Annotated in this window: 16 protein-coding genes and 1 pseudogene; 7 read left to right on the forward strand and 10 right to left on the reverse strand. The window is 46.8% G+C overall.

Annotated features, from left to right (window positions below; all coding sequences use genetic code 11):
• Positions 1 to 48: 48 nt before the first annotated feature.
• Entirely contained in the window at positions 49 to 1,161 is a 1,113-nt protein-coding gene (locus tag G7083_RS12275; RefSeq protein WP_166015128.1) for a 1-acyl-sn-glycerol-3-phosphate acyltransferase, read from the reverse strand.
• 166 nt (positions 1,162 to 1,327) lie between these two features.
• On the opposite strand from G7083_RS12275, the gene G7083_RS12280 reads away from it, so the two are divergent.
• Positions 1,328 to 1,933 (forward strand): AraC family transcriptional regulator, encoded by a 606-nt coding sequence (locus tag G7083_RS12280; protein ID WP_166015129.1) that lies wholly within the window; start codon positions 1,328 to 1,330, stop codon positions 1,931 to 1,933.
• A 95-nt stretch (positions 1,934 to 2,028) separates the two neighbouring features.
• Here the strand turns inward: G7083_RS12280 and G7083_RS12285 are convergent.
• A pseudogene (locus G7083_RS12285) lies at positions 2,029 to 2,829 on the reverse strand (MOSC domain-containing protein); the annotation flags it as partial.
• Positions 2,830 to 3,169: 340 nt separating this feature from the next.
• Here G7083_RS12285 and pyrC point away from each other — a divergent pair.
• Positions 3,170 to 4,198 carry a dihydroorotase gene (gene pyrC / locus G7083_RS12290; protein WP_166015131.1) on the forward strand — a complete coding sequence of 343 codons (1,029 nt, stop codon included), beginning with the start codon at positions 3,170 to 3,172 and terminating at the stop codon, positions 4,196 to 4,198.
• 65 nt (positions 4,199 to 4,263) lie between these two features.
• On the opposite strand, the gene rlmC is transcribed toward pyrC, so the two are convergent.
• Together rlmC and G7083_RS12300 are read right to left on the reverse strand one after the other, a co-directional pair.
• Complete coding sequence (gene rlmC, locus G7083_RS12295) at positions 4,264 to 5,397, reverse strand: 23S rRNA (uracil(747)-C(5))-methyltransferase RlmC (RefSeq protein ID WP_166015132.1); 1,134 nt, start codon at positions 5,395 to 5,397, stop codon at positions 4,264 to 4,266.
• A 64-nt stretch (positions 5,398 to 5,461) separates the two neighbouring features.
• Entirely contained in the window at positions 5,462 to 6,256 is a 795-nt protein-coding gene (locus tag G7083_RS12300) for a helix-turn-helix transcriptional regulator (RefSeq protein ID WP_166015133.1), read from the reverse strand.
• Positions 6,257 to 6,355: 99 nt separating this feature from the next.
• Between G7083_RS12300 and G7083_RS12305 the strand changes: the two genes are divergently transcribed.
• The 3 genes from G7083_RS12305 (at position 6,356) to G7083_RS12315 (ending at position 8,639) form a co-directional block, all read left to right on the forward strand.
• Positions 6,356 to 7,255: a DMT family transporter gene (locus G7083_RS12305; protein ID WP_166015134.1), complete on the forward strand. Its 900-nt coding sequence runs from the start codon at positions 6,356 to 6,358 to the stop codon at positions 7,253 to 7,255.
• Between the two features lie 199 nt (positions 7,256 to 7,454).
• On the forward strand, positions 7,455 to 8,216 hold the full coding sequence (locus G7083_RS12310) for a DeoR/GlpR family transcriptional regulator (RefSeq protein ID WP_166015135.1): 762 nt from the start codon (positions 7,455 to 7,457) through the stop codon (positions 8,214 to 8,216).
• Positions 8,217 to 8,387: 171 nt separating this feature from the next.
• Positions 8,388 to 8,639, forward strand: a complete 252-nt coding sequence (locus G7083_RS12315) for a hypothetical protein (protein ID WP_166015136.1) — start codon at positions 8,388 to 8,390, stop codon at positions 8,637 to 8,639.
• A gap of 355 nt (positions 8,640 to 8,994) precedes the next feature.
• Here the strand turns inward: G7083_RS12315 and malG are convergent, their stop codons facing one another.
• The 3 genes from malG to malE all read right to left on the reverse strand — a co-directional run bounded on the left by malG (position 8,995) and on the right by malE (position 12,725).
• Positions 8,995 to 9,885 (reverse strand): maltose ABC transporter permease MalG, encoded by an 891-nt coding sequence (gene malG, locus G7083_RS12320; protein WP_166015137.1) that lies wholly within the window; start codon positions 9,883 to 9,885, stop codon positions 8,995 to 8,997.
• 14 nt (positions 9,886 to 9,899) lie between these two features.
• Positions 9,900 to 11,471, reverse strand: coding sequence for a maltose ABC transporter permease MalF (gene malF / locus G7083_RS12325; protein WP_166015138.1), 1,572 nt, complete (start codon positions 11,469 to 11,471; stop codon positions 9,900 to 9,902).
• A gap of 72 nt (positions 11,472 to 11,543) precedes the next feature.
• Complete coding sequence (gene malE / locus G7083_RS12330; RefSeq protein WP_166015139.1) at positions 11,544 to 12,725, reverse strand: maltose/maltodextrin ABC transporter substrate-binding protein MalE; 1,182 nt, start codon at positions 12,723 to 12,725, stop codon at positions 11,544 to 11,546.
• A 666-nt stretch (positions 12,726 to 13,391) separates the two neighbouring features.
• Between malE and malK the strand changes: the two genes are divergently transcribed.
• Entirely contained in the window at positions 13,392 to 14,513 is a 1,122-nt protein-coding gene (gene malK, locus G7083_RS12335) for a maltose/maltodextrin ABC transporter ATP-binding protein MalK (protein WP_166015140.1), read from the forward strand.
• A gap of 54 nt (positions 14,514 to 14,567) precedes the next feature.
• Here the strand turns inward: malK and vpsT are convergent, their stop codons facing one another.
• Positions 14,568 to 15,242 (reverse strand): LuxR family transcriptional regulator VpsT, encoded by a 675-nt coding sequence (gene vpsT, locus G7083_RS12340; protein ID WP_166015141.1) that lies wholly within the window; start codon positions 15,240 to 15,242, stop codon positions 14,568 to 14,570.
• Positions 15,243 to 15,467: 225 nt separating this feature from the next.
• Complete coding sequence (gene ppiC, locus G7083_RS12345) at positions 15,468 to 15,746, reverse strand: peptidylprolyl isomerase PpiC (RefSeq protein ID WP_166015142.1); 279 nt, start codon at positions 15,744 to 15,746, stop codon at positions 15,468 to 15,470.
• Between the two features lie 297 nt (positions 15,747 to 16,043).
• Between ppiC and G7083_RS12350 the strand changes: the two genes are divergently transcribed.
• Complete coding sequence (locus G7083_RS12350) at positions 16,044 to 16,964, forward strand: chemotaxis protein (protein WP_166015143.1); 921 nt, start codon at positions 16,044 to 16,046, stop codon at positions 16,962 to 16,964.
• A gap of 27 nt (positions 16,965 to 16,991) precedes the next feature.
• Here the strand turns inward: G7083_RS12350 and G7083_RS12355 are convergent, their stop codons facing one another.
• Positions 16,992 to 17,498 carry a MarR family transcriptional regulator gene (locus G7083_RS12355; protein WP_166015144.1) on the reverse strand — a complete coding sequence of 169 codons (507 nt, stop codon included), beginning with the start codon at positions 17,496 to 17,498 and terminating at the stop codon, positions 16,992 to 16,994.
• Positions 17,499 to 17,641 lie beyond the last annotated feature (143 nt).

Below are 17,641 nucleotides of genomic sequence, written 5' to 3' on the forward strand. Positions count from 1 at the left end.
CTATACCAAATAGTCACGGCACAGGAACCTAGCACTTAACAACATCCATTAGCCATGAAGATGATTACGCACCGGGTTAGCGTAAGCATCCAGTAGATAACGCTGAGCCGGCTCTGGCAACTCAGCGAGCTTAGCGTTTAACCGCTCACGCACCTCAGCGGTGATCTCGCTATCGTCTTGCCCAGCCGCCAAACGGTTGATGGGATAGAGCACATAGTTGTGGTGAATTTGTCGATCAATCTCTTGTGCCAACGCTTCTGGGGTGGCGAAGTCTTCACCGATCACCTCTCCAAAAGCGACATGTACCCGACCTTTTTCACCGATAATGCCTTGGATAATGCTTTCGATATCTTCAAACTCACCTTTTTCGTAGCGACCCTGAGTCTCCTTTTCATACAATTCGCGGGCTTTAGCAATATCACACGGATCGTTTTCATAAGAGATCGCCACCGGAACAATCTGCAAACTGCGCATATACTCCGCAAACGGTATTTTTTGATGACGCCCTTCGACATGGAACATTTTCAAAATCGCCGGATCGGTCTGATCGTTGCCATCTTTGGCGCGTCCCTCTTTCTGGGCAATCCAGATCGAATGTCCGGTCTCTAATGAATGCTTGATGTAGCCCGACAGGGTGCCCAACATTTTCATCATCTCACGCGGCCCCTTAGCCGAACGTTTGACAATAAAACTCTTATTTAAGCGCATCAGCTCAGTAGCACAGGGTTTGGTCAATAAATTATCGCCAATCGCGATGCGCACCGTGCGATGACCAGCCAGATATAATCCATAATTGACTAATGCCGGATCCATCGCGATATCACGGTGATTACACACAAATAAATAGGCTTGCTGGGTATCTAACTTATCTAACCCGCTGAAGCTCACCCCTTGCGTAGTTTGGGCTAACGTCTGACGGAGGTACTTTTTCACCTCCAGTTGGATCGCTTCAATACTGTCCAATTTCGCCCACTTGCGCTTAAGGTAAAACTTAACCAGTGGGGTCATTAAAGCGCGTAACCAGGCCGACTGGTGTTTAAAGCGATGTTTTAAAATCGCCGCAGTGAATTCTTGGTCATTGATCAACCGAGCAAGCGCGGCAGGGATTTCGTCATCGTTGTATGGCCGAATATCAATATAAGGATCAGTTGTTGAAGTCATAAGTTTGTACATCAGATAAAAAACTGGACTATTCTACGCATAGTTAGCCACGCCATCAGCAAACATCGAAAAGGTCAGACCAGTGCAGTTATTCCTCAAGCACAGTAATTGGCTTTTACCGTGATAAGGGGTAATCTTAGCGCCGTTAACATTTCCAAGGCCTTTTATGAACTACGCAATTGAGTCGCAAGCCCGCCACTTTGCCCACTTAGCGCTAACCGCTCGTAAACGCACCCTCAAACACAGTCTGATCCGAGTTGAACAAGGGTTACTGCTGTTTCGACTCGGCAAGCACGAGTATGCCGTGGAACGCGATCAAACACTGTGGATCCCTTGCGACTGCCTGTGTGGTCTCACCTTTTTTCCAGATACTCGCATCACTCGCGTGGATTTTTCGGTACGTTTAAGCGCATCCTTTGCCCACCAAGCTGGGCTGGTGCAACTGTCGCCGCTGGTCAGCGTGATACTTGATCGCTTGCAAGATTGCCCGCGCGAGCAACCCGCATTTGCTCACTTGACCCAACTGCTGATGCTTGAGCTCACCGGGTGCGAGCCTAAACTTACCCATTCGTCACTCACTCAAGCGCTCAGCCACTGGCAACCAGAAGCACCATCGGGCATCAGCAAAGAGCATCATTTGGTATTACTGATTCGTGAAGCGCTAAAACGTTCACAATCTGGCGTGGCGATACCGCGCATTATTGATCAACTGTTTGCCGGCAATACTGAGCAATATCAGCAACTGCGTTCGATTATTTTAGGCCAATTGTGAACCCTTAAACCGCGCAAAGGCTTGGGCTTGCTAAACATACCGAATCATCTCTTGTCCACGGGCTAAAGCGGCTGCTCAAGGTAAAGCGGTGGCGACTGATATTCCAACACTTCAATCGAGTCGCCAACCGTAATCATCCCTTCATTTTTGGCGACCAAATTTTGGCCAAAAAACACACTTCCCTGCGGATTAGCTCGAAATTGGGCCAAGGTGCGCAGCGGCTCTTGGCTTGGCCTAAACGCCCCTTGCGCGACATCAATGGTAGTTAAAATGCAGCGTTGACAAGGCTTAACTACGGAAAATTCCACCGTGCCAATCCGGATCCGCTTCCAACTATCTTCGGCAAACGGCTCGCTGCCCTCAACCACCAAATTGGTGCGAAATTGATCCATGACATGCGATTCAGGACTGCGCCGATTCAGCTCATCTAAAGAGGCTTGGCTAATGACCAGCAGTGGATAACCATCAGCAAAACTGATGTTATGTCCGAGCTTTTCACGCACACGATGAGACTGTTCACCGCAATACAGCAAACGCACCGTGATTCCAAGCAGCGCGCTAAACCAGTGATTAGCCGCATCGGTGGTGGTATAAGCTGGAAAATTATCGCCCCAGACTTGAGCTGCAACGGTTTGCCGTTGCAAATCGGCATAACGAATTGTCAGTGCAACGTGACCGGGCGCGTAAAACTGCACCCCATCATGCCGTAATGCGGTTTTGATCCGTACTAGTTGCGGAAATTGACGCGCGGTGACCATACGGCCATCATCATCCGCCAACATAAAGCGCCGATCAAAGCTTATCCCTTGTGTTTCGACCCAAGCCGATGACATAGCGATCCCGGCTAATGATTTAACCGGAAAGACATTGATTTGTGAGAGTTGTCCTGCTGACATGCGGTTTTCCTGTACGCGATCTAGATACGGCATCATAAAGCAAAGCTCTGATCTGGGATAATAAATTGTGAGCATGTCAAACGTTATACCCAAACCACTTGGAGTTGCAGGTAGGCGGCAAGTGAGTCCCCATGAGCATAGACAAATTATGTGATTGGGGTGAATGAACCTAGCCAACACCACTGAAGCTTCAAGTCGGAAGGGGATAGCTAAGCGAGTGCAGCAGAAATAAAGGGTGAAAAGGATTAGGCTTTGCTCTATCATCCGCACGCCTAAGCGGAACCGTTTGCGCGGCGCGCTAGGCTCCAATCATTTTATGCCTTTATGGTGGGAGCACTTCATGACAACACTGACCATTACACGCCCAGACGACTGGCACGTTCACCTTCGCGATGGTGAGGTTCTTACCGATACGGTACGTGATATTAGCCGCTATAACGGCCGCGCACTGATCATGCCCAATACCGTGCCACCGGTCACCACCACCGCGATGGCGTTAGCCTATCAAGAGCGGATCATGGCCGCTCAGCCCTCGGCGCATTTTACCCCGTTGATGACGCTGTATCTTACTGATAACACCACTGCCGATGAAATTCGTCACGCTAAAGCATCGGGCCAAGTGGTGGCCGCCAAGCTTTATCCTGCGGGCGCAACCACCAATTCAGATTCTGGTGTCACCTCGGCGCAGAAAATCTATCCGGTGTTGCAAGCGATGCAAGAGGTGGGGATGTTGCTGCTGGTGCATGGTGAAGTCACAACGCACGATATCGACATTTTTGACCGTGAACAAGCGTTTCTTAATCAAGTGCTTGCACCAATTGTGGCCGATTTTCCACAGTTGAAAATCGTTCTAGAGCACATTACCACTGCAGAAGCGGTCAACTTTGTGCGCCAAGCGGGCGCTAACGTTGCCGCCACGATCACCGCGCACCATTTACTGTTTAACCGTAACCATATGTTGGTCGGTGGCATTCGCCCCCATTTCTACTGTTTACCGATTTTAAAACGCGCCACTCATCAACAAGCCTTAGTGGCGGCGGCTACCTCGGGCAGTAAACAATTTTTCCTCGGTACTGACTCTGCGCCTCACGCCAAAGATCGTAAAGAAGCCGCTTGTGGGTGTGCGGGATCTTACACTGCCCATGCCGCACTTGAGCTCTATGCTGAAGTATTTGAAAAAGAAGGAAAACTCGAGAATCTAGAGGCGTTTGCCAGCTTGAATGGCCCTGATTTCTATGGTTTGCCGCGCAATCCAACCACTGTCACCCTGACCAAACAAGCATGGTCAGTAGCACACAGCATGCCGTTTGGCCGCGATAGCGTGGTGCCGATCCGCGCCGGTGAGCAGATCGAATGGACCGTCAAATAAGCGATCTACAAATATCCAACATGGGTGGATACCAAACAGGAGAGGCTCGCCTCTCCTTTATATTTTCATCCATCCCGTCTTACCAGTAATGTCAGCACTTCCGCATGATCGGTGTGGGGAAACATATCAAACCACTGCACTCGGATCAGTTGATAACAGGCAAGCTCAGCGATGTCTTTGACCATGGTATGCGGATTACAGCTAGAGTAGAGAATGTGTTTGGGCGCAAGAGTTTGCAGTTGCGCCGTCAACTCACTTCCTAAGCCACGCCGCGGAGGATTAACCAACACTAATTCCGGCGCACTGATTTGCGTGTGCGAAAATTTAGCCGAATCAAGGGCGGCAAAGCTGAGATTTTCAATCCCCATCAGTTGGGCCGAGCGCTGCGCACTGGCAATCGCCTCTGGCTCGATTTCAATCCCCGTGACGGAAGTTTGTAGCGCAGCGCAATGTAGTGCAAAACCGCCAACCCCACAAAACAGATCCCACATTTGCAGTGGTGCAATTTCACGCACCCAAGCCCGCGCAGTCGCGTAAAGCTGCTCGGCAACATGAGGATTGGTTTGGAAAAAGCTTTTCGGACGGATCACCATCGGCACATCATTGAACTGCTCAAGCAAGCTTTGCGTGGCGGTCAGGAAAATTTCCTCTTCACCTTCTAAGCGCGCCATATGCACTGGCTGAATATTGACCGACACCACTGCAATGCTCGGAAACGCCGCCAGCAACGCAGGCAAATTACGCTCAATCCGCTCAAGCACGGCATGACTGCGCGCCACAAAACGCAGCATGTATTGGCCGCGAATCGCACTGCGGGTAAGCAGAATAAATTTCAGCTCACCTTTTTTCTTCAACTTGTTATACGGCGTAATGCCAGCAACCCGGATCCAGTTTTGCAGATACGCGAGTAGTTCTTGCATTGGCTGAGGATAAAGTGGGCAACTGACCAGCGATAACGGCTCGCCTTGCCCATCTTCAATACCTAAAATCGGCGCGTGAGCGGCTCCAAGCACCACCATCTTGGCTTTATTACGAAACCCCGTTTCAGCACTGGTGACCGGCGCTAACCACTCGACATCCAAGCTCGGGGTAATCAAGGCTCGCAACTGCTGATCTTTATTCTCAACTTGCTGGGAATACGGTAGCGCACACTGTTGGCAAGAGCTACACCGCTTTTGAATAAAGAACTCACATTGCATACTATCCACCACCGAAAAAGCAAAGCCGCTAGTTTATTGGCCTGCCTGAAAATAACAAGCGAGATCACTCGACTAACAACCGATTTTTATACTGCTCAGGGGTTAAACCGGCGTATTTTTTAAACATAGTGATGAACGGGCTGGCTTGATTGTAACCCAGTGTCAATGCCACCTCTTTCACCGCATGGCCTTGGCGCAGCAGTTCCATCGCATAGAGGTAGCGCACTCGCAAACGCCATTCAGTAAAACTCATCCCCAATTCCCCCTGACAATGACGTGCCAGCGTGCGTTCCGTGGTGTGTACTCGCTCAGCCCACTGCTGCAGGGTAGTATTATCGGTCGGGTTCTCTTCGACGCACGCCAAAATCGGCGCTAAATATTTGTGATGGGTCGAGGGCAGAAAATGGTGTTGCGTTTCACGAGTGGCCAGTTGATCAAGCAGTACCTGTACTAAGCGCTGATCTTCACGGCTGTCGGCGACATTGATCTGCCGTGCTCGAAAATCATCAATAATCGCCGACACAATTGGGGTGACTTTAATTAAACTGGTTTTGGTTGGAAACGCGGCAGTTAAATTCGAGGCAATATTTAATGAACAATATTCGATCGGCTTGCGGTTATAGCTGCGATGCAAGATCCCTGCGGGTACCCAAATCGCCAGATGAGGAGGTGCAAGAAAGCGGGTATCCTGCGCTTGCATTTCCAAAATGCCACCGGCAATCAATTGTACCTGCCCCCAAGGATGGCTATGTTCGCGAGTTTCGGTATTGGACAGAAAGGCTTCGAAATTCATAAATACATCCGAAGGCGGATGTTCGATGGATAATGAAGGATGCAAATGGCGTGGAGGTTTGCTCAAACTTGTCTTCCTATCGCTCACAATGTCTTTTCAAAGATAGTTATAATTATAAAGACCTGCCACACTATAATCCAAGTAACAAAGCGTGATGAGACTCACATGATTTATCTTCTGCCATTTTTAACGGTGCTGATTTGGGGTGGCAATTCGATTGTCAACAAGCTCGCCTCCGTCACCATCGAACCAAGCGCGATGAGTTTTTATCGTTGGTTATTAGCCATGCTGCTATTAACGCCATTCTGCCTACCGAGCGTGATCCGTCAATGGCCGACCATCAAACGTTATTTGAGCAAACTCGCTGGTTTGGCATTGCTCGGCATGGTACTGAATCAATCGCTCGGCTATTACGCGGGGTTAACCACCACCGCCACCAATATGTCCCTTATCTCCTCTTTCGTGCCACTGATGAGTGTATTTATCAGTGTGCCGCTACTCAATAAACCGATTTCACCACTGAGTGTAATTGGCGGAATACTATCGCTAACCGGTCTGGCTTATATGCTTGGCGCAGGCAACCCGCTCTTTTTCTTGCATCAAACCATTACCGAAGGCGATGCTTTAATGGTAATGGCCGCGCTGGTTTATGCGCTATATTGTGTATTGCTCAAACGATGGAAAATGCCATTTAGCAATTGGATGCTGATTTATTTGCAAGGAATGTGCGCGGTGTTAATGCTGATCCCACTTTGGCTAACCAGTGATCAGCTATTACCAACCTCCGGCTCACTGCCATTGATTGCCTACGCAGGGATTGGCGCATCATTATTGGCTCCTTGGATGTGGGTCAAGGCGATTGATGCGATCGGAGCCGATTCTACCGCGATGTTTATGAACTTATTACCGGTCTTTTCGGTTTCGTTAGCAGCAACCTTATTAGGCGAAACGGTCCATTTTTACCATTTGATTGGTGGTATGTTGGTGGTCAGTGGGGTGGTGTTATCTCAGTTGAAACTTCAACGTTGGCGCAGTGATGCGGTAGAAAAAGTCTCTCAGATTTGATGTTGACTCAACACGCTAACCCGAGGTTAGCGTCATGACGACTCCCCCGTTGCACAGCTTAGAAGCGATAGTGCATTTTGATCACGATAGTTCGTTTTTGTAAAAAAGGATTAAAAACGAAAAGAATACGCAAATCATGGTTTAAAATTGCACCGTGACTTCGTAAACTGGAGGCCATTGAAATGATAAGGATATTACGGTGAAAGCAGTCAAGCGCCATCAAGAAATCATTGAATTAGTTCAAGCTCAAGGTTTTGTCAGTACTGAAGAGTTGGTTGCACGGTTTGATGTCAGCCCACAAACCATCCGCCGCGATCTCAACGAATTAGCCGAAGCCAATCAATTACGCCGTAACCACGGCGGTGCGACGATTCCTATCAGTTCGGAAAACTCATCGTATTACACACGACAAGTCTCTTATCAAGCCGAAAAAGAGCTCGTGGCTAGCGCGTTGGTACAACATATTCCCGATGGAGCCACGCTTTTTATTGATATTGGAACCACACCAGAAGCCATCGCCCGCGCATTGATGGTCAACCATCATCAACTAAGGGTTGTGACCAATAACCTCAATGTTGCCACCATGTTGATGAATAAACCTGATTTCAGCGTGATTCTGGCCGGCGGAGAAGTGCGCAATAAAGATGGTGGTGTTACAGGTGAAGCCACCCTAGACTTCATCTCCCAATTTCGTTTAGATTTTGGCATTTTGGGCATCAGTGGTATCGATTATGATGGCTCATTACTCGATTTTGATTACCATGAAGTGCGAGTCAAACGTGCGATTATTGAAAACAGCCGTAGTGTATTCCTTGCCGTTGATCACAGTAAATTTGGCCGTAATGCGATGGTAAAACTCGGGACCTTAGCCGATGTGGATTTGATCATTACCGATCAAGCCCCACCGCAAGAAATCGCCGAATTTGCTAAATTGCATGAAGTCGCCATTCAAGTGGTTTAGCCGGTCAGCGCTGCAACAGCGCAAGAAGGATCGATATACTGCTCAAATTTGTGAAAAATTAAAGCGTTGTCAGGCGCTGTAAGGTTACTTAGCAGCGCCTGTCATCCAATTGTCATCAAACTTTGCTTAAATATTTGCCCATCTCTAGCTCACGGATTGTACGCTTTTGTTATGGCGCTAACCCTCGATAAAATTACTCTAACCGAAACGACTTTAAACAACCTAAAATCGGTCGAATATCAATGGGTCAGAACACTGTACGTGCAAGGCTATCAACCAGAAGCAATTAACCACTATATTCAAACCTGTTTTGGTGGTGATACCATTTTTGCCGATCTGTTCCGTCGCGTTGCGATGCATGAGGAGAGTCTCTATTTGCTGCTGAGATACTTAAATTGTGCGCCTTCTAGTCGAGAGTTCTAATTTTTCTGTACTCTTCATTCTTGATTACCACTCAATTTCTGATCTTACTCGCAACCTATCATGCTGGCCCTGTTGGCAAATAAGGTTGTGCTTATACTGGCAAGCGTGTTCTATACCCTTCTTACTTGAAGCTGCAACTAAGCTGTTTGGGTATATAGCAGAGATCAGCCATAAAAAAACCCGAGCTAAGCTCAGGTTTTGGTTACAAAAACTGTTAGTCGTGAACTAGTAAGGAATAGAGCTAACAGCCAGCTATGCGTAACGCCAGAATTGCAGCTTCTTAACTTGTCGGCGGCCAAACCAATAGTTGTTAAGAAGGGATACAATGGGCGACCTTAGGTCGCCCTTATGGTTATTATCCTTTCACACCACCAGCCGTAAGTCCTCCGACTAACCAGCGCTGCGCAAGTAAAAATACAATCGTGATTGGGAATGCTGAGAGCACTGCTGCGGCAGCAAAATCACCCCACAGATAATTCTGAGGATAAAGATACTGCTGCATACCAACCGCAAGCGTGTACGAGTTTACATCAGAAAGCAGCAGCGATGCCACCGGAACTTCGCCCACCACACCGATAAATGACAAAATAAACACCACCGCTAAGATCGGCACTGATAATGGCAATAATACCAGTTTAAAGGCTTGCCAAGGAGTCGCGCCATCCAAGGCTGCCGCCTCTTCTAATGACCGATCGATCGTTTCAAAGTAACCTTTAATCGTCCAAACGTGCAGCGCAATCCCACCAAGATAAGAGAAAATCAAGCCACCATGAGTATTTAAGCCCAAGAATGGAATGTACTGACCAAGCTTATCAAACAGCGCATACAACGCCACCAAAGCCAGCACCGCAGGGAACATCTGGAAAATCATCATTGCTTTTAAAATCGTCTCTTTACCTTTAAAACGCATCCGGGCAAAGGCATACGCAGAGGTGGTTGACAATGCAACGATCAATACCGAAGTGATCCCCGCCACTTTGACTGAGTTCCACAGCCAAGTCATCACCGGAAACGGAGGTGGTATCACCGTACCATCAGCATTTTGCACCGCAATACCAAGTGCTAATTTCCAATGCTCCAGCGATGGGCGATCCGGAATTAAGCTGCCAGTCGCGAAGTTACCTTCACGAAATGAAATCGCGATAATCATTAACAACGGGAAAATAATCATTGCTAAGAACATCCACAGTGCCGCGTGGGTTGCCCACACGCGATACTTAAGAGATTTACCTTGTACCATAGCCATATGAATGCTCCTTATTATTGGCTCAGCTTAGTAAAGCGCAGGTTAAGCAGCGCTAAGGCGCCTACCAGTAAGAAGATCAACGTTGCAATCGCACTCGCCAGACCGAAGTCTTGGCCGCCCGCGCCTTCAAACGCAATCCGGTAGGTATAGCTGACCAGCAGATCGGTGTAACCCGCAGGCTCTGAAGTACCGATACGGTTTGGTCCACCTTGAGTTAACAACTGAATCATAACAAAGTTATTGAAGTTAAAAGCAAAACTTGCGATCAGTAACGGTGTCAGTGGCTTAATCATCATCGGCAACGTGATTTTGGTGAAATTATTAATAAAATTCGCACCATCAATCGCCGACGCTTCATACAGATCATCCGGGATCGCTTTAAGTAGCCCCATACACAAAATCATCATATAAGGGAAACCAAGCCAAGTATTGACAATCAATACCATGGTTTTGGCCAGCAGTGGCTCAGAGAACCAAGCCGGACTGATCCCAAATAAGCCATTCAGTACCATATTGATTTCACCGAAACTTTGGTTAAACAAACCGCGGAAAATCAAAATCGAGATAAATGCCGGAACCGCATAGGGCAGAATCAGTAGCACACGATAAACTGCGCGGCCTTTGAGTGCTTCCCACTGCACAACACTTGCCAATACTAGCCCAATGATCAGGGTAAAAATCACCGTTAAAACTGAGAAGATCACCGTCCAAATAAAGATATTGATAAACGGCTCTTTAATTCCCTCATCTTTCCAGACTCGTTCAAAGTTGTGAGTCCCAATCGATACCACAAATCCAGGCGAGACGCGATCACCGATAAATTCACCGCTATCATTAACTGGTTGGTAAAAACCGATTTCCATATTAGGACTAAGCTTTTGACCCGACTGATTATTGATCAGCGTTTCACCATCCGCTTGTAGGGTATACAAAGGTTTGACTGCGGCGAATTTGCGTAACCCGCTCATACGGATATCTTCACCATCAGGGAAATGCAGATCAATACCACTTAATACCGAACGATAACTGATGATGGTTTTGATCGGTTCAAGTTCACCCGCAACACCCTCTACCACTTCGATATTAAGATCCGATGGGAGATTCTCACTCAGCGAGAAAGGTTCGGTGGCTAAAAGCTGATCTCCATCTTCAATCAGTAAACGGTAACCTTGCTCAGTGTTATAAAGTTGGAATGTGTAACTCTCGCCACTTTGAAAGGTCTGATCCATCAGCACCGACTGCGCCCGCTCCAACGAGAGCTGGTTTTTCGCACTATAGTTGGTAAAAGCCAGGTTCACGGTATAAGCGAGGGGGAACAGAATAAACAGGATCATTCCCGCAATACCGGGATAGATATAACGATGTGCATATGTTTTAGGGCTGGCAAATACATACAAAGCCAATGTGGTCAGGATCAGCGTCAGCAATGCAAACGCTACCTCACCGCGAGAATACATAATAATGGTTGCGTAGCCATTCACGATACCTACTGCGCCAAGTACTGCCCATTTTAAAAATTCACGTTTGTCGATTGGACGTACCGCAGTTGGTTCGGACATAGCCTGTGTACCTTGAGCTGACTGCATAAATAACCTGCTAGCGTGTTGTTACCAAGAAATGGGAGGGGGAAAATGCCCCCTCCAAGATATGACGATGGGTTATCGAGTCATCTGTTTTTCAGCATCAGCCAGTGCGGCATCAACGGTTTGGCGACCATCAACAATGTTGATGATGGCATTTTTCACTGCACTCCAGAATGCGTTCATTTCTGGAATATTGGGCATGATTTCACCATTCATGGCGTTATCCATGGTCGCGGCAATACGTGTATCCGCATCCAATTCACGCTGGAATGAATTCAGTGCTACAGCGCCAAGTGGTTTATCATTGTTCACCATACGTAGACCATCATTGGTCAGCAGGTAATTTTCGATAAACTCAACCGCTAGGTCTTTATTTGGAGAAGCAGTGCTGATACCCGCAGTCAGTACGCCAACAAAAGGTTTTGACGCTTGAGAGTTAAATTTCGGCAGCGTCGTTACACCATAATTGATGCCTGACTTATCAATGTTGCCCCATGACCATGGGCCGTTGATGGTCATCGCTGTGGTACCTTGGTTAAAGGCTGCTTCAGATACCGAATAATCCATATCTGGTGAAATGATCCCTTTATCAACTAGGCCTTTGACGAAGTTCATCGCCTCTTTGACACCTTTGTTGTTAACGCCAGCATCTTTGACATCGTAACCATCCATGCCATATTTGAATGCATAACCGCCATCAGAAGCCATTAATGGCCAAGTGAAATACGGCTCTTTGAGGTTCCACATAATCGCAGACTTGCCTTCTTTTTTCAGCTTGGCATCCAGTTCAGCGACTTCTTCCCAGTTCTTCGGTGGGTTAGGCACTAAATCTTTGTTGTAAATCAAAGATAGCGATTCCACAGCAATCGGATAACCGATCAGCTTGCCTTTATATTTCACCGCATCCCAAGCGAAGTCCACGGTACCCTCTTGGATTTTCTTGGAAGGTTTGATCTCAACCAACAGACCCGCATCAGCATAGCCACCAAAGCGGTCGTGAGCCCAGAACACAATGTCAGGACCATCACCCGTGGCCGCCGTTTGTGGGAATCGATCTTGCAGGCCATCAGGATGAGCCACGGTCACTTTCACCCCAGTGTCCGCTTCAAATTTTTTACCGACTTCCGCCAGACCGTTATAACCTTTATCACCATTAATCCAAATAGTGAGTTGTCCTTGTTCTATAGCAGCATGGGCACCAAACGAACCAAGAGCAACCAAAGTGCTCAGCGCGACTGTGCTTAGGGCATTTTTCATATTTATATCCTTTTTTTTGTGTTGTAGGGCTCACCAAGAGGTTTTGCCGTATTTCGCCATTCATGATCAGAAAAAAGCGCATGCAACTCATCATCCCAATCCCTACGCCCTCGGTATTATGGCGTATTTTCGTGATCTCTATCGATGCATGTCAGCGAGCCAAATCACAAAAAGCAGGATTGGTGTGATCCTACGCAACTTATCCGCCATCAATTATTTGAGCTGGATCTAACTACGCCTGACGCCCCCTCCTCCACCTCCTCCTTGACTACTCCCCCTACAAAAAAAATGATGAGGAGGATGCAAGCATTGACCATTTCACACAAACTCACTGCATCCTAAAGAGGATGGTAAGAGCCTTTTCCAGTTCACAACTTGTGACTGGTTCCACCGCCAAGTCGGTTGTCGATATAAAATCATATTGGTAGTGAGCATTACGGGAGAGATATGATTTTTTATACGGGGGAAACAACCGACTTTTCGTGGCAGACGGGTGAATAGCTTCATAGCCGGAGTCTTCACCCTTTCTTTTCTTACCTAATAAGGCGACGCTGTCAATCGAGCCACTGTGGTTCGCCTTATCCAATTCCTGCTGTTATTGCGTGCACAATAATTCATATAATGAGCCGCAGTAATGATTAAAAATCTTGATCGAGGACGAGCTAGATGGCGAGTGTCACGTTAAAAAATGTATGTAAAGCTTATGGCGATGTGCTGATTTCTAAGGATGTCGACCTAGAGATTCAAGAAGGCGAATTTGTGGTATTCGTCGGCCCTTCAGGTTGTGGTAAATCAACCCTACTGCGTTGTATTGCTGGGCTCGAAGACATTACCTCGGGCGATCTGTATATCGGTGAGCAACGGATGAATGATATTGAACCGTCCAAACGCGGAGTGGGTATGGTGTTTCAATCCTACGCACTTTATCCGCATCTCAACCTCTATGACAACATGTCGTTTGGCTTGAAACTGTCTAAATCGGACAAAAATGAGATCAAACAACGTGTCGATCACGCTGCCGAAATTCTGCAGCTCAGTCATTTGCTCGACCGTCAACCGAAAGCCCTGTCTGGTGGTCAGCGCCAGCGAGTAGCGATTGGTCGTACTCTGGTTTCTCAGCCTAACGTATTTTTACTCGATGAACCGCTGTCTAACCTTGACGCGGCGCTACGCGTGCAGATGCGCTCAGAAATTACCAAGCTACAACGCAAACTAGGCTGCACAATGATTTACGTCACTCACGACCAAGTCGAAGCGATGACCATGGCCGATAAAATCGTTGTGTTGGATGCTGGTTTTGTCTCACAAGTGGGTAAACCACTTGAGCTGTATCACTACCCAGAAAATCGCTTTGTGGCCGGCTTTATAGGTTCACCAAAAATGAACTTTATGAGTGTGTTTATTGAGGCGGTAGAAAAAGATCGCGTACAAGTGCAACTGTCTAAAGGAGCAACATTCTGGATCCCTGTCGATGGTACCACCGTCACACGCGGTCAACGTATGTCGCTCGGTATCCGTCCAGAGCATTTAGTCGAAGCGGAAAAAGGTGACGCTCAAATCGAAGGTAAAGTGATGATCGTTGAGAAATTGGGCAACGAAACACAAGTCTATATGAATCTAAAAGGTTCTGACTCTGATGTCATTTATCGCCAACCCGATACCCTCGATGTTGAAACCGGTGACTCGTTGACAATTGGCATCCCTGCCTATCGCTGCCATCTCTTTCACAGCGATGGTCGAGCTTGCCGCCGTCTATACCAAGAAAAAGGCACCGAATCCAAGCGTTAAGCTATCTTTACTGACTACGCCCTCTTATTTAAGAGGGCTTTTTATTATGCCTAATTAAGCATCAACATCTTCAAGACCGATATTATTTTTGGCCCAAATCAGAGCCTGCAGGCGGTTTTTGGCATTAATTTTTTTAAATACATTATGCAAATGGGTTTTAACGGTATTTTCACTGACAAAAAGCTGACCGGCAATTTCAATATTAGACGCCCCACTGCCCAGCAACTTAATAATTTGTTGCTCTCTTTTGGTTAATTTTGCGTACATTTGCGAAGTCACCACAGAATGGCCGGTACGATAATGCAGGATATATTCTTGAGCCAGTTTACGCGTTAACCACATTTCGTCTTGCAAAACGTTGCCTATACCTTTGATCAGCTTATCGATATCATCCTCTACATAAAAAACACCGACCAGATTATTCCACTTGAACAATGCCTTATGCTCAATATCGAGCGGACAATTTATAATGACTTCTTTTGCATCAGGGCAGCATAGCTGCTTGAAAGCGCTATAATCATTTAAGGCATTGTCTGCAATTCTCGAGTAATCAATCATCAATATCTGAATATTTCGACTGGCGGGCTTATTTTCCTCAAGCCAGATTTGTGAAAATGGCGTGATCTCCAGCGCCACGGGAAGCTTTGATTCCAGTGCCTCTTTCAACAATCTCGATTGCATACCAACATCAGACAACATTCTAACGTTTAGCTTTTCCTGACCTTTCATTTCATCCTTCCTAACGCAGCAAGACCAACGTAATTAAACTAACGTTAAGTAAGGCGAAGTCAATCTTCAAAAATAAGACAAACGTTTAAGCAGGGAAATTTAAGACCATAATGAGCATAATGCATCATGTTGATGCGTTATTTCTCAAGATTAAGAATATATTAATCACAACCACGGCAAGCATTAATCAAATATTAACCAAGTTGCTTAATTAATTCGCAAAAATTACGTACGATAAAGCACTTTGATGACATGCCAACCAAATTTGGTTTTAACCAGCTGCGGGGTTAATATCTCCCCCTGAAAACACGCTTTATCAAAAGCAGGCACCATTTGACCTTGGCGAAACTCACCCAGATCGCCGCCTTTTTTACCTGAAGGGCACAACGAATATTTTTTGGCTAACAGATGAAACTTAGCCCCTTGCTTGAGTTGCGCGAGAATATCATCCGCTTGTTGTTGATGTTTGACTAAGATATGCAACGCTGCCGCAGTACGAGCCATAGGATCCCCCGATTTTAATTAGCCGCGTAGTGTACCTGAACAGCCATGAATGTAAACGTATGGCTTAGATCAAAATAAATGGCTTAAATATCAGCTAAATTCAAGCTATACCCAAACAACTTGGAGTTGCAGGTAGGCGGCAAGTGAGTGAGTCCCCATGAGCATAGGCAAACAATGTGATTGGGGTGAGCAAACGTAGCCAACACCGCTGCAGCTTCAAGTAGGAAGGGGATATTGCATTACCAATAAGGTAATTTAGGTTAGTATCAATCACCTTCACGAGATAAAGATAGCGTTATGGCAAAAGTGGTCAGTAAAGCAAATCAAGCACAGGGCATGTTGATGTTCACCCTCAGTGCTCAACAACAACTTTTCGCGATTGGTACTCTAAAAGTGCGGGAAATTGTCACTTACCAACCGATGACGCAAATACCCTACTCCCATCATCATGTGATTGGTACTGTGACCATTCGCAATTTAACCATCCCGGTAATTGATATGGCGGCTGCAATCGGCTTTCGTGCGATCCAGCCCAGTGAGTATCAACAATGCTATCTGATCGTGACCGATTGTTTGCGCACCGTGGTCGCATTTATGGTGCGTAGTATTGAAAAAATCATCGAATGCGATTGGCGACAAATTGAGTCCTCGCCGCCTTCTGCTGGGCATAATGTGTTTGTCACCGGCATCACTCACTTTCAAGATAAGATAGTCCAGCTCCTTGATGTAGAATTACTGCTGTCAAAAATCTACCCACAGTATGAATCATCCAAAGTTCCGATGTTGACCGATATTGAGCGTGAACGGCTTAAGCCACTCAATATTCTGCTCGTCGATGATTCTTCGATTGCCCGTAAACAGCTCTCCGATGCGTTAGACAGCATTAATATTGCCTATCAGATATGTAAAAATGGCAACGATGCAATCGAACTGATGCGTAATATGGCGAGAGAAAATCGCGCAATCAATATTCTGGTCAGTGACATTGAAATGCCCGGCTTAGATGGCTATGAACTGGCGTTTGAAGTGCAAAATGATCCCGCATTAAACCAGGCCTACTGTATTTTGCACACCTCCTTATCCAGCGAAATCTGTCTTGATCGTGCCCACCAAGTCGGGGCTCATGAAGCATTAGAGAAATTTAACGCGACCGAGTTGATCGAGGCGATGCTGCGCGGAGCCAAAAAACTCCAAACTCAGTGCTTAACTCAGGCATAAATCGCTCTGTAGATAACCGCTAGCATCTTATTGAAAATCCCCATTCCAGCGCTGTTCATAGTGGCTTAGCCATTGCTGCAATTGATTGGACAGCGCATCTTGCTCAAGCTCAGAAAAACCACGTAAAATGTACGCCTGCCATGCCCAATATTCCAATAACAGTGGTTCGATGCGGCACACACCTTGCTCACTGAGCGTCACGTCAATACTGCGCCGATCAGTTTGGCTCATCGTCCGCACCAACCAGCCTTTCTGTTCAAGCAGATCCAGACGATGGGTCATCGCTCCTGAACTCAACAAAGTCAGACTTTGCAGCATCGCGGGGGTTAAACAGTAAGGCGCTCCAGCACGGCGCAGCGCCAGCAACACTTCAAATTCACCTGGGGTTAAGCCAATTTGCTGGTAAAACTTCGCCATCGCCAATTCTATACGCTTAGTGATACGCAATGCGCGATCAATAATGGACATCGGTAAGGTATTCCATTCTGGCTTTTGCTCTGCCCATTGCCGAACCGCAATTGTCACTGAATCCATACACACTCTTCCTTATCATGTTTGGATATGTCCACCAATATCATGAAAATAAAACATTTTTGGCTATTTTCATTGTCAATCAGTTAATCTACTATCATTAACATATCGACTATATCCAAGCCAACAATCGCTGAAGGAATAGG

The organism is Vibrio sp. HDW18, assembly GCF_011306175.1.
Taxonomy (GTDB): domain Bacteria; phylum Pseudomonadota; class Gammaproteobacteria; order Enterobacterales; family Vibrionaceae; genus Vibrio; species Vibrio chanodichtyis.

Coding starts and splice junctions, on each gene's coding strand:
- vpsT (WP_166015141.1), bottom strand. CDS start 15,242: ATGAAAGGTCAGGAAAAGCTAAACGTTAGAATGTTGTCTGATGTTGGT.
- G7083_RS12350 (WP_166015143.1), top strand. CDS start 16,044: ATGGCAAAAGTGGTCAGTAAAGCAAATCAAGCACAGGGCATGTTGATG.
- G7083_RS12275 (WP_166015128.1), bottom strand. CDS start 1,161: ATGACTTCAACAACTGATCCTTATATTGATATTCGGCCATACAACGAT.
- malK (WP_166015140.1), top strand. CDS start 13,392: ATGGCGAGTGTCACGTTAAAAAATGTATGTAAAGCTTATGGCGATGTG.
- malG (WP_166015137.1), bottom strand. CDS start 9,885: ATGGCTATGGTACAAGGTAAATCTCTTAAGTATCGCGTGTGGGCAACC.
- G7083_RS12305 (WP_166015134.1), top strand. CDS start 6,356: ATGATTTATCTTCTGCCATTTTTAACGGTGCTGATTTGGGGTGGCAAT.
- G7083_RS12355 (WP_166015144.1), bottom strand. CDS start 17,498: ATGGATTCAGTGACAATTGCGGTTCGGCAATGGGCAGAGCAAAAGCCA.
- malF (WP_166015138.1), bottom strand. CDS start 11,471: ATGCAGTCAGCTCAAGGTACACAGGCTATGTCCGAACCAACTGCGGTA.
- rlmC (WP_166015132.1), bottom strand. CDS start 5,397: ATGCAATGTGAGTTCTTTATTCAAAAGCGGTGTAGCTCTTGCCAACAG.
- ppiC (WP_166015142.1), bottom strand. CDS start 15,746: ATGGCTCGTACTGCGGCAGCGTTGCATATCTTAGTCAAACATCAACAA.
- G7083_RS12315 (WP_166015136.1), top strand. CDS start 8,388: ATGGCGCTAACCCTCGATAAAATTACTCTAACCGAAACGACTTTAAAC.
- G7083_RS12280 (WP_166015129.1), top strand. CDS start 1,328: ATGAACTACGCAATTGAGTCGCAAGCCCGCCACTTTGCCCACTTAGCG.
- malE (WP_166015139.1), bottom strand. CDS start 12,725: ATGAAAAATGCCCTAAGCACAGTCGCGCTGAGCACTTTGGTTGCTCTT.
- pyrC (WP_166015131.1), top strand. CDS start 3,170: ATGACAACACTGACCATTACACGCCCAGACGACTGGCACGTTCACCTT.